The 11,082-nt window shown below is 46.3% G+C and carries 13 protein-coding genes; 10 read left to right on the top strand and 3 right to left on the bottom strand.

All coding sequences use genetic code 11. The annotated features are described in order from the left end of the window. From WC647_19810 to WC647_19800, 3 genes are all read left to right on the top strand, one after another. Nucleotides 1–197, top strand: a 197-nt coding sequence (locus WC647_19810; protein ID MFA6224551.1) for a CsbD family protein, incomplete at its 5' end; no start/stop codon positions are given. Between the two features lie 58 nt (nucleotides 198–255). Beyond that, on the top strand, nucleotides 256–669 hold the full coding sequence (locus WC647_19805) for a PRC-barrel domain-containing protein (GenBank protein ID MFA6224550.1): 414 nt from the start codon (nucleotides 256–258) through the stop codon (nucleotides 667–669). Between the two features lie 684 nt (nucleotides 670–1,353). Next, nucleotides 1,354–1,662, top strand: coding sequence for a hypothetical protein (locus WC647_19800; GenBank protein ID MFA6224549.1), 309 nt, complete (start codon nucleotides 1,354–1,356; stop codon nucleotides 1,660–1,662). A 183-nt stretch (nucleotides 1,663–1,845) separates the two neighbouring features. Here WC647_19800 and glgA read toward each other — a convergent pair whose 3' ends face one another. Together glgA and WC647_19790 are read right to left on the bottom strand one after the other, a co-directional pair. Further along, nucleotides 1,846–3,330: a glycogen synthase GlgA gene (glgA, locus tag WC647_19795; protein MFA6224548.1), complete on the bottom strand. Its 1,485-nt coding sequence runs from the start codon at nucleotides 3,328–3,330 to the stop codon at nucleotides 1,846–1,848. 98 nt (nucleotides 3,331–3,428) lie between these two features. Beyond that, the gene (locus WC647_19790) at nucleotides 3,429–3,707 is read right to left on the bottom strand and encodes a hypothetical protein (protein ID MFA6224547.1); all 279 of its coding nucleotides are present in this window, start codon (nucleotides 3,705–3,707) and stop codon (nucleotides 3,429–3,431) included. Between the two features lie 605 nt (nucleotides 3,708–4,312). Between WC647_19790 and WC647_19785 the strand changes: the two genes are divergently transcribed. Next, on the top strand, nucleotides 4,313–4,573 hold the full coding sequence (locus WC647_19785) for a hypothetical protein (protein MFA6224546.1): 261 nt from the start codon (nucleotides 4,313–4,315) through the stop codon (nucleotides 4,571–4,573). 133 nt (nucleotides 4,574–4,706) lie between these two features. Continuing rightward, complete coding sequence (locus WC647_19780) at nucleotides 4,707–4,886, top strand: hypothetical protein (protein MFA6224545.1); 180 nt, start codon at nucleotides 4,707–4,709, stop codon at nucleotides 4,884–4,886. A 65-nt stretch (nucleotides 4,887–4,951) separates the two neighbouring features. Here WC647_19780 and WC647_19775 read toward each other — a convergent pair whose 3' ends face one another. Further along, a complete protein-coding gene (locus WC647_19775; GenBank protein MFA6224544.1) occupies nucleotides 4,952–5,182 on the bottom strand; it encodes a hypothetical protein in 231 nt (76 codons plus the stop codon). Nucleotides 5,183–6,124: 942 nt separating this feature from the next. Here WC647_19775 and kaiC point away from each other — a divergent pair. The 5 genes from kaiC to WC647_19750 form a co-directional block, all read left to right on the top strand. Continuing rightward, entirely contained in the window at nucleotides 6,125–7,525 is a 1,401-nt protein-coding gene (gene kaiC, locus WC647_19770; protein MFA6224543.1) for a circadian clock protein KaiC, read from the top strand. Nucleotides 7,526–7,788: 263 nt separating this feature from the next. Then, nucleotides 7,789–8,109, top strand: coding sequence for a circadian clock KaiB family protein (locus WC647_19765; GenBank protein ID MFA6224542.1), 321 nt, complete (start codon nucleotides 7,789–7,791; stop codon nucleotides 8,107–8,109). Between the two features lie 20 nt (nucleotides 8,110–8,129). Next, nucleotides 8,130–8,468 (top strand): circadian clock KaiB family protein, encoded by a 339-nt coding sequence (locus WC647_19760; protein MFA6224541.1) that lies wholly within the window; start codon nucleotides 8,130–8,132, stop codon nucleotides 8,466–8,468. A gap of 18 nt (nucleotides 8,469–8,486) precedes the next feature. Then, the gene (locus tag WC647_19755) at nucleotides 8,487–10,367 is read left to right on the top strand and encodes a sigma 54-interacting transcriptional regulator (protein MFA6224540.1); all 1,881 of its coding nucleotides are present in this window, start codon (nucleotides 8,487–8,489) and stop codon (nucleotides 10,365–10,367) included. A 524-nt stretch (nucleotides 10,368–10,891) separates the two neighbouring features. Then, a partial coding sequence (locus WC647_19750) for a PRC-barrel domain-containing protein (protein ID MFA6224539.1) occupies nucleotides 10,892–11,082 on the top strand: 191 nt, incomplete at its 3' end.

Genomic DNA, 11,082 nt, shown 5'->3' with positions numbered 1-11,082 from the left:
TGAACTGGGATCAGATTGAGGGAAATTGGAAGCAACTGCAAGGCAAGTTCAGAGAGAAGTGGGGCAAACTCACGGACAACGATCTGGAAGTCGTTGCCGGGAAGCGAGATCATTTACTTGGTAAGTTACAAGAGAAATACGGGCTCAAGCGTGAGGAAGCGGAGAAGGAGCTGGATGAGCATCTGAGCAAATGGTAGCCCCATTTATCCAGACGCTAAAAACGTTAATATTGACTCATTGAAAAAGGAGATTGTTATGAAAAAGAACGGTTTTGGGTTGTATGCGGCAATAATTTGCATTCTACTTGCGGGCCAAGTCTGGGCTGAAACGGCCACTACTCCCCTGGAGGGATGGCAGAGGTCCAGCCAGATAACGGGAATGACAGTCACCAACCCGCAAGGGGAAAAACTTGGGAAGATCGATGATCTCCTGATCGATCCAGGCGGCGCCTTGAAATACGCCATTTTGTCCCATGGAGGCATACTAGGGATTGGCGAGAAATTAATCGCCATTCCATGGAGAGCTTTGAAACTGGGAAAGGAAAAGACTACCCTAGTCATTAATATCGATAAAGGGGCTCTGGAAAAGGCCCCGAATTTCGACCCTAAGGATTGGCCCAAGGTCACATCCCCAGATTCGCTGAAGAAAATCGACATGTATTATAAGTAACGGCAACACCGCGGGTGACAGGGTTGCCCTAGGGAGCGGCCCTCGTCCACCCTCAGAACAGAACGGCGAATTAGACGACACACTGTGGCGAACAGCCTACGAGAAGATGCATAAACAAATTCTGAAAATGGCGGATAGGCTCATTTCGGGCATATCAGCGAGTTTCAAATCCAACCATGGAAAGGGAGTGATGATATGGATTCGACAACAATCATCATAGTCATTTTAGTGATTTTACTCTTGGGCGGTGGCGGTGGATATTGGTGGAGGAGGCGGGGTCCTTTAGGCTAGGCGCGCCTCAAACGCCGGGTGGCCCAATCCGGTAGAACCATCCCCCAAGAGGATGACGGGCGCCGGTACCGCGTCGTGATGGCGTTCCTGTTGCTGGGCCGCATTTGACCTGGGCAATGGATAAAATCACGTAGATTAGTCGACAACAAGGCAGAAGAACGTGAACTGGGATCAGATTGAAGGAAATTGGAAGCGACTGAAAGGCAAGTTACAGGAGAAATATGGGCTCAAACGTGAGCCGGTTGAGGAATTGGATGAGCGCCCAGGCAGATGGTAGCTCCGGCCGACCCCAGTTGCATTTAGTTACAAAAATAACAGTCCGCCGTCAAATTGCCTTTTTCTGTGCCGGGTTGATGTTTCGATTAGCAAAATGTGATTCAATCGGAGGTTACCATGAGAGTCAGACGCTTAATAGGTTTTTTCACAGCCATAATTTTTGTCCTGACAACTATAGTTGCTTTCGCCGCTGGAGATAGCTACTTCGTAATCAAGGACGGAAACGGTGTTTGCAAGGTGATCAAAGCGCAAGAAAAAACATCTGCGACCATAGCAGGTCCATTCAATACCCAAGTAGAAGCTCAAAATGCAATGGGAAAGGAATGTCCTAAGGTATCCAGTAAGTCGAGTAAATCAACTACTGAGCGGAGTAAACGAACTACTAAGCGCAGTAAATCAACTACCTACCATAAGTCGTGTTATTAGATAAAATACCGCTTGGTCTAAGCCCGGCATGAAGAATATTTTGCTCACCTGCCTTAGCGTCATTCGCTAGGGCTTTTTTTCTTGGGGCGCCACACCAATGCTCTAACGAGTAAGCGTTCGGTGTTTTCAGTTGAAATGCCATCTAAGTGAGCGAATTTCAATGGTTAGACAAGAACTTATCTCTTAAGCTTTTTCAATTGATTTAAGATAGGCGCGTCTGTCTGCAATAGCCCTGTCGTAGAGGAGAAGATATTCTCCTGCAGACCGACGCCAGGAAAAATCCTTGTTCATTCCTCTTTTCATGAGCCTTTTCCAGGCATCGGGTCGATCTTTATAAATCCTGATAGCCTTTGAGACGGCTTTTTCTAGTTCGACTCGGTTTAGAGGAAAAAATTTGAACCCGGTTCCGATATCCGCATCGACATCACATTCATCAATCGTATCGGTGAGCCCACCTGTAGCTGTTACTACAGGCGCCGCTCCATATTTCAAAGCGTAGAGCTGGTTCAAGCCACAAGGTTCGTATCTGGAAGGTACGAGCAAAATGTCTGCGCCGGCAAATATCCTGTGAGCCAACACATAATCGTACCTTAGAAATACTCCTACACGATTAGGGTATTTTTCAGCCAATTCTACCAATATGTCTTGATATCGAGCCTCTCCTGTTCCAAGCGCTACCATTTGAACGTCATTCCGCATAAACCCGTCAAACGCTTCTGCAAATATGTCTACACCCTTTTGACTCGATAGACGGCTCACCATTGCTATCAATGGCGTTCCAGGGTCTAATGGCAGTTTTGCAAGTTCTTGCAACTTGGCTTTACAGATAGGTTTTCCTTGCATGTTTTCCTGAGAATACCTGGTCGCCACATAAGGATCGGTTTGCGGGTTCCATATAGAATAATCAACTCCATTTAGAATCCCGGTTAGGTGGTCTCCTTTGTCCTGTAGTATTCCTTCCAAACCAAAACCAAACTCCGGTGTAAGAATTTCGTCACGATATCCAGGAGAAACGGTGCTCACTTCATCGGCGAAAACAATCCCACTTTTCAAAAAGTTAAGGTTTCCGTGAAATTCCATATGTTTTGGGGTAAAAAATTCCCAACCCAATCCTACGAGCGTCATATCAAGATGTCCGAATATCCCCTGATAACCAAGATTGTGAATAGTCATTATTGCTGAGCTGTCTCTGAACAACGACTCCCCAGCATAAAGGGTTCTAAGATAAACAGCCGTTAACGCAGCCTGCCAATCATGTGAATGGAACACATCGTAAGGTTGTCCCTGATATAGAGCTAATTGAAGAGCGGCTCTGGATAGAAAAACAAATCTCTCGGAATTATCCTTATAATCACCTTCAGGGGTTCCGTAAAGATACTCCCTGTCATAATAATCGTCGCATTCAAGAAAAAGGTAGCGAACTCCATTTTTCCCAACAAACCGCCAGAGGCCGGCTGTGATTTTTTTGGCGTTCAGGGTTATTTCAAGAGTGATATCAAGTTTTGTGATATCAAATTTTTCTGCATTTATACCCCGATATTTGGGCATCAGGACGTCAATCTCAACTCCCAAAGAAGCCAATTCAACCGGTAGAGAGGATAGGACCTCGCCCAACCCACCAGTTTGCGCAAATGGCGTCACTTCAGACGTAATCATAAGGACTCTCACGTCAATAAACCTCCGTAGATTTCCGGCTTCTTCGCCTTGGAGACCCCAGAACCGTCTTTTATCCCCCCAAAGACGGTTCTACTTTTTAAAGGGATTCGTCATACCCCGCGGTTATCCCCGTCACCCTCTTTTCTTTGTCTCCAGCATTCTTCGCTTCTTGAATAAACTAATGTTGGTGACTGCTTTGCAAATTCTTCAAGTAGTTTTTCATCAATCGCGGGATGGCCGTGTTCATTGGTGTATACGAATTTTCCACCAAACTCCTCCCTAAGAAACTCTATTAAATCAGTCCGATGGAGTACCTTTTTTTTATTCTCTGAGAGTACATCAGCCATAACTTTAGCAATCGTTTTTATGTCAGGATCAGGTTTGTTCATTGTAGCTCCTAAAGTCCGTTCTGAATGATGTTCTCATTTTATCTTGTATTCAAGCTTAAAGAAATCATTTTCTTCCGTTAAAAGACTTCTAAGAATGGCAATGTCTCCTTGTGCGAGAACGGTCACTGTCTGTCGTGTTAGCCACTCCTCTCCTTACCCAAACAGAAGACAGCGGCAATTTTTTTCGAAAGGGACCATTGTAAGCAAAGCGGATCTAAATTGAGGGCGAAAATCAGACGAAAAATTAATACTAACGAACGACATTAAGACACTAGCGGTATCCTTAACCTATTGATAAAACACACATCAGGAATTTGTTGGGCCGTTTTTAAGGCAGGTTTTCCCCGTTCAGCTTCTGTTGTGAACGCTTCGTAACTCACACCAAATTCAGCCACTAAACCTAATCTCATGATTAGCCAAGGTTTTTTTAGAACATGGATCCGCTTGGCCCAGTTGGCGCCGAATGTGCACCATGTGTGGCAAGGGTTAAAATCTCCATGTTTTCACAAGAGAGGCCATAATGAAAAGAATACCGTATCTTTTAATTCTGTTCTTATCAGTTTTTGCCTTAATGGTGGCTTCCGCAGACGCCGAACGGGGTGGACATGGCCGTGGCGGAGGTCACCGTGGTTACCATGATGGAGGTCACCGTGGTTATGGCGGGGGGTATGGCCCTGGTTACTATGGAGGGGGGGGTTACTATCAAACATATCAAAATGGAAACAAGACTTGTGTCTGGAATGGGTACAAATGGCGGTGTTATCTCACTCCTGGATTTTATGGTGACTGATTCTTGGAGTCTTTCTCATAAGGCAGGAAATAAAAAACCGGCGGTGGTTTCAAAAGCCGCTGCCCCGAACCCGTAAATCCTTGATCCGTAGGCTTAAGAAGACTATTCGGCGAGAATTACACTTCAGGGTCAACGTCAATGGCGCTGGTGCGTCTTTCATGGAGTTTACTGTCTGTTATTGAAATGCTTTTAACAATAGGACATTTGATATGGATTACAACATCATCATAATTGTCGTCGTGCTTGTGGCGGGGGTGGCCGGTTTCATAGTGTTAGCACGTACTATCTTGAGCAATTGGAAGGCAGGATCACGGGGCAAGGAAGAAGTGGACGCTCTCCAAAGCAAAAGGAACCGGGAGGAAATTGAGAGGGAACGCGAGAATGAATAATGGATACAAACAGATGGGATAAATTTATTCATAAAGGTTTTGAACCGGATGTTCCCAAACAGATTCTAAGCGAATTGTTCCTCGACCGCTGTTAGAATCCCAGTTCCAGCCAGCAGGCCCCTTCGGTTCTTTTCCTTCGTAAATCTCCCAAAATTCTCGGTGTAGTAATGTAAAGTCCCCAACAGAGCGACAAGAGCTAACAGAGAACTCCTTTCCCATCTCGTGAAGGAATCAACATCAACATTCGTTTTCAGAAGGGCGTCGGCTGCGATTATAAGTTGTTTGATGCGTTTCATCTGCAATACCTTCTTTCTCCATAAGGATTTTCTCCTACTGTTTAGTAGTGACAGTGAAACACTAAATATGTTACTATTATTTATAAACATGTTATATAAACATATTAATATCTAATATAAATATATTGAGTTTACTATCAGATATATTAGGGATTATATTCTGGTATCATGACCGCTTGAGACCGTTAAGCTACCTCGGAATTTTCCAATCTCCAGAACCACTACACGATTTGACCGTTACAGATAGGCATTGGAAGGCTCCACGATAGATGACATAATCGGAAAAAAGGAGTTAAAGCTTATTCTACGATAAAATTGAAGAAAGTGTTTCTAAGGAATCAATCAAAGATACATTCTCTAGCCCCGTTTTAACGACTTTTTGTCTAGCCCGCTCAGAAGTTATACACAATGAGTAAGAAAGACACATGGTGAAGGGAGCGGCCAATCAGCAGGAGCGAAGCAATGGCTTGATTTCGTGAAGTCACCCCAGGCGCCGCAGATCTTCGAGCGTTATGTGTTTGAACAAGAAACAAAGGACACCGGCTTAAACGCATAAGCTGTTTGTTCCAAAACAATCAGAACAAAAGGAACTAGGCCAATAATTTTTGGTCCGGACACTATAATGTTGATAACTTATGCTCTATAATTTAAAATTAGCTTAGCTTAGCTTAGCTTAGCTTAGCTTAGCTTAGCTTATGACTTACATATTTCGATATAAAATGCCCCACGTCGGATGGGGTTGCAAATGTGAACCATAAATCCGAACAGGCGTCCACATTTCAGACACAAATAAAGCCCAAGAGAGTTTCTTTGGAATTCTTCACAAATTACTTCTCACAGCTGAATCTGAAGGTTGTGGAGACAGAAACCATGACAGGTGGCAACAGGCCATCTCATGGCATGGGGTGGGGTTTATCTCAGAAACGAGGAGTATGACAGCTGATGACAATGCTCACGAAATGCGTGACAGGCATCCAGGGATTCGATGAGATCTCTGGTGGAGGGTTGCCACAGGGGCGTCCCACATTGGTTTGCGGTTCTCCCGGATGCGGGAAAACACTATTGGGCATGGAGTTTCTCGTTCGTGGCGCATTGGAGTATGGCGAGCCCGGTGTTTTCATTTCTTTTGAGGAAACTGAAGAGGAACTAAAGAGGAACTTTTTTTCCACTGGATTCGATTTACAGGGGTTGATAGATCGAAACAAAATAGTAATCGACCATGTTTGGATAGACCGAAGTGAGATTGAAGAAACAGGCGAATACGACCTGGATGGGCTGTTCATCCGCTTGGCGTCGGCAATTGACCAAATAGGAGCAAAGCGGGTAGTCCTGGATACCATTGAAGCCCTTTTTTCAGGGTTTTCCAATGAAGGTATCCTCCGTTCTGAGCTACGCAGGCTCTTCAGATGGCTTAAGGACAAGGGGCTCACCGCGATAATCACTGCTGAACGAGGCAAGGATACTCTTAGCCGGCAGGGCTTAGAGGAATATGTGGCTGACTGCGTAATTCTGATGGACCACCGGGTGGTGGGCCAGATTTCTACAAGACGATTGAGAATAGTCAAGTACCGCGGCTCAACGCACGGGGCCGATGAGTACCCGTTCTTAATTTCCCCCACTGGAATATGGCTGGTCCCAATAACATCTTTAAGTCTGAACCATGAGGCTTCAGAAGATAGAGTCGGGACTGGAATCAGCGCTTTGGACACCATGCTGGGAGGCAAGGGATATTATCGGGGTAGCTCAATCCTTGTCTCAGGAACCGCAGGCACGGGAAAAACGAGCCTTGCCTCTCATTTTATTGATTCGGTATGCAGTAGCGGTGAACGAACTCTTTTTGTTTCTTTTGAGGAATCGCCCAAGCAGATAGTTAGAAACATGAAGTCCATAGGCATTAATCTAGATCATTGGTTAGAGAATGGTCTGCTAAAGTTCCATTCGATGCGGCCTTCCCAATATGGGTTAGAATCGCACCTGTCAATAATTCACATGGCAATCGATGAATTCAAACCAGCGGCCGTGGTAATAGACCCTATCTCAAGTTTTGTCGCGCAGGGACCCGCGTCCGAAGTAAAAGAGATGGTGTTGCGGCTGATAGATTTTCTGAAGACTAGCTCGATCACTGCGCTTTGCACGGATCTAATACATGGTGGAATAGCGTTGGAACAGACCGAAGTCGGGATGTCATCGATTATGGATACATGGCTCTTGCTTAGATCACAGGAATGCGGCGGTGAGCGAAACCGGACATTCTATATTGCTAAATCCAGGGGGATGAAACATTCACACCAAATCCGAGAGTTCCGCTTAACAGATAGTGGGGTTGAGTTGGTCGATGCTTAGGTTGGGGGGCCAAGCGCTGGAGCGAATTCTGGACATGGATCGAAAACAGCTTGAACTAGAGCAAAAGCGACATTTATTGAATGCCCGAAGTCTATCTTGTGATCCGAAATTAAAACATCAGAAAGACAGATCAAGAGACTCACCGAGCAGTCCGTCTCTTGCGAAGACCTTTGGGCAAAGGTTAACGACGACATGGAGCGGATTCGTAGCAGATAAAGTGATTTCTTGACAGCATCCGAAATACTTACCAAAGGAGACCATCAATGGACACGCGACTTAACGATGACTGCAAAGATGAACCTGGAGATGGTGTCTGGAATCTGCGTTTGTACGTAGCGGGACAGACCCATAAATCTATTACAGCCTTTAATAACCTGAAAAAAATATGTGAGACCCACCTGTCAGGGAAATACTCTATAGAGGTAGTCGATCTAATGGAGAAGCCCCAACTAGCCAGCGGAGATCAAATCCTTGCTCTTCCTACCTTAGTAAGAAAACTCCCTCCTCCCTTAAGGAAGATCATAGGGGATCTTTCCAACACCGAGCGTGTTCTGGTTGGGTTGGACTTGCGTCCAGTCAAGTAAAGGCTCGAGGAGGCCCCACCATGAATCAAGAACGACAAGACGAGGCTGCGGATAGGCTTGAAGAGGAATCGTTAAAACATGGAAATGCCAAGTACGTGCTGCGCCTGTATGTGAGCGGTCAAACCACTAGATCAGTGCGTGCCATCGAAAACCTCAAAAAAGTGTGCTATGAGTATCTGAAGGACCGTCACGAAATTGAGATCATAGACGTTTACCAGCAACCGGACCATCTCAGGGAAGCCCAAATTATTGGTCTACCAACACTGGTGAAGGAACTGCCTATGCCAATGCGAAAGATTATCGGGGACCTCTCCGACACGCAAAAGGTGCTAGTTGCGCTGGCTTTGGAGACAAAGTAAGAATATCGGACGTCAGTGATGGACGAGGAACACAAAATGGATGAGGATCTGACTGCCGAATTGCAAGAGCTTCGAGGTCGTCTGAAAGAAGCCGAAGACACTTTGGATGCAATCAGCAGTGGGACCATAGACGCTATGGTCATATCTGGGCCTGATGGTCCGAACGTTTACACTCTTACGGGAGCTGACGCTGTCTATCGGACTTTCTTCGAGCAAATGGCTGAAGGGGCGCTTACAGTCAATGCTCGAGGAACCATACTTTCCTGCAACCAAAGATTTTCGATGATACTCGGATTACCTATTGAAGAGATTCTCGGCAATACTTTTCAAGGTTTTGTTGATTTTGAAGACATTGCGCCATTTGAAACCGCTCTGACTAAATCCATTAAAGACAAATGTAGAAAAGAGATTACACTAAACTGCCAACTGAACAAGGTCTTTCAGTTGAGTCTTGTCGCCCTTGCCCCTCTATCCTCATCAGTTGATGAGTTGGTTTGTGTTGTGGTTACAGATATTACTGAACGGAAGCGTGCTGAGGTAGCTTTGCGTCTCAGTGAAGAACGTTTCCGGGCATTATTCGACGGCGCCCAGGACATGATTTTCATGATGGATAGTCATCGTAAATACACGAAAGTCAACCCTGCGACGGCCAAAGTTCTTGGACTTGATGTGTCCGAAATCATTGGACACAAGCCAGAGGAGGTCTATGGCGAAGAAATCGGGAAACAGCTTCGACTGCTGGATCTCCGCGTACTCGGAGGAGAGTCCATCGAAAGAGAACACACTATCCGAATAAAGGGCGTCTCGTTGACCCTGAATACGGTCCTCAGGCCACTTTATGACGCTGAGGGCAAAGTTATCGGCGTATTCGGCATTTCTCGCGATGTGACCGAGCGCTCGAGGGTATCGCCTACCCCCAAAGCAGTTTTTGAAAGCTACCCCTCGGAAGCCATGAGGGCGACCATGTGCGAGGCCCGCTCTGCCGCCGCCAGTGACGGTACGGTTCTTCTTCAGGGGGAGAGCGGAAGCGGCAAAGACTATTTGGCGCGATGGATCCATGACCATTCGAAACGTGCGCTCGGCCCCTACTTTTCACTGAATTGCGCCGCCATATCCAAAGAATTAGCGGAATCAGAGCTTTTCGGACATGAGCGTGGCGCATTCACTGGAGCGCATAGGCGTAAACGAGGACTCCTGGAGTTGGCTGAAGGAGGTACCCTCCTTCTGAACGAAATAGGAGAACTTCCTCTCTCATTGCAGTCCAAGCTTCTTACGTTTCTGGACACAAGGTCATTCCTTCGTGTCGGCGCTGAAAAGAGCGTTTCCGTGAATGCCAGGATCATTGCAGCGACGAACAGGAGTCTTGATAAGGAGGTTGAGGAAGGCCGATTCCTGTCCGCGCTTTTCTATAGAATTAACGTTTTCGGTATAACTGTGCCACCCCTTCGTGAAAGGATCGAAGACATCCCCGTACTCCTGGAAGAGATCATGTCGAGGCTGGCGGTGCAGCTTCAACTAACTCATCTCCCGTCTATCGATCCTGCCTTCGCAATTGCGCTTACGAGGTATGACTGGCCCGGCAATGTCAGGGAGTTCCGTAATGTGCTTGAGCGCTCATTGATGCTATCCGACGGGCATCGATTGAGCTTGACGCTCCCTTCCGGTAAAGCAAGTTCGGAGGACTGGTCTCAAGTGTACGGTTTCCCGTCGCAAGAACGCACGCTTCACGATGTGACGGATGAGGTGATCAAATCCCTGATTTTGGAGGCGCTCCGACGTTGCGAAGGCAATAGAAGATCCGCAGCCCGTACGCTTGGTATAGCCCGAGATTCTCTTTATCGTCACATGAAGCGTTTTGGGATCATGAGCGAAAACCGCACCGCAGACGAGGATGATTGACCTACATTAAGACATCAGGCTAATTTCTAACCCCTTGATAAGACATACATCAGGAACTTTGTAGTCCGCTGTTAGGACACGTTCTTCTCGTTAAGCCTCTGTCTAGACGCTTCATATCTCATTTCCACACTCCATCGCTGTGGCTAACTAGCTAACATCACAGGTTTTATATAAATACTGATCTATTGGTCTTGGTTGGCGCCAAACATGCATACATATGTCACAAGGGTTATAGGGAATCACCAATCGATAATCTGAATCGCTTTTTGGATCTGTGGACCAGGTGTGTAGCAACTGCAGCCGTTTCCGGTAGCGTCACGGTGGGCGCCGGGAACGAGATCAATTCCCGCCCATAACAAATAAAGGGACGGAGGACACTACAATGAGTATTTTCGGCGTGGGCCTTGGAACCATCCTATTGATTATATTGATTATATACCTCATCCGGTAATAGGCGCCAATGCAAATAATTGGGCACAACAATTTAAACGCCTATAGAAAGGCGAGAAGGAGGAGAAGGAAACATGATGGAAATTAAAGTACCTATGAGAGTGAGTGAGCTACTGAAAACTACCGTGGAGAATCGTAACAAGGAAAAACTCGGCACGATACACGATTTCATGGTGGGAGCGGATGGGCGTCTAAAATACGCCATCCTGTCTCACGGAGGTTTCCTGGGAATAGGTGACGTGTTGATTCCGATTCCATTTGACGC

This window comes from Desulfomonilaceae bacterium (genome assembly GCA_041662605.1).
GTDB lineage: Bacteria > Desulfobacterota > Desulfomonilia > Desulfomonilales > Desulfomonilaceae > CAJBEZ01.
The sequence above is the reverse complement of the archived record's forward strand: the minus strand, read 5'-3'. Positions and strand labels throughout refer to the sequence as shown.

Bases quoted from the DNA above. Each gene is read 5' to 3' on its own strand.
- WC647_19765 (MFA6224542.1), top strand. From the start codon at position 7,789: ATGGACACGCGACTTAACGATGACTGCAAAGATGAACCTGGAGATGGT.
- kaiC (MFA6224543.1), top strand. From the start codon at position 6,125: ATGACAATGCTCACGAAATGCGTGACAGGCATCCAGGGATTCGATGAG.
- WC647_19800 (MFA6224549.1), top strand. From the start codon at position 1,354: ATGAGAGTCAGACGCTTAATAGGTTTTTTCACAGCCATAATTTTTGTC.
- WC647_19790 (MFA6224547.1), bottom strand. From the start codon at position 3,707: ATGAACAAACCTGATCCTGACATAAAAACGATTGCTAAAGTTATGGCT.
- WC647_19780 (MFA6224545.1), top strand. From the start codon at position 4,707: ATGGATTACAACATCATCATAATTGTCGTCGTGCTTGTGGCGGGGGTG.
- WC647_19755 (MFA6224540.1), top strand. From the start codon at position 8,487: ATGGACGAGGAACACAAAATGGATGAGGATCTGACTGCCGAATTGCAA.
- WC647_19785 (MFA6224546.1), top strand. From the start codon at position 4,313: ATGGCCGTGGCGGAGGTCACCGTGGTTACCATGATGGAGGTCACCGTG.
- WC647_19760 (MFA6224541.1), top strand. From the start codon at position 8,130: ATGAATCAAGAACGACAAGACGAGGCTGCGGATAGGCTTGAAGAGGAA.
- WC647_19775 (MFA6224544.1), bottom strand. From the start codon at position 5,182: ATGAAACGCATCAAACAACTTATAATCGCAGCCGACGCCCTTCTGAAA.
- WC647_19805 (MFA6224550.1), top strand. From the start codon at position 256: ATGAAAAAGAACGGTTTTGGGTTGTATGCGGCAATAATTTGCATTCTA.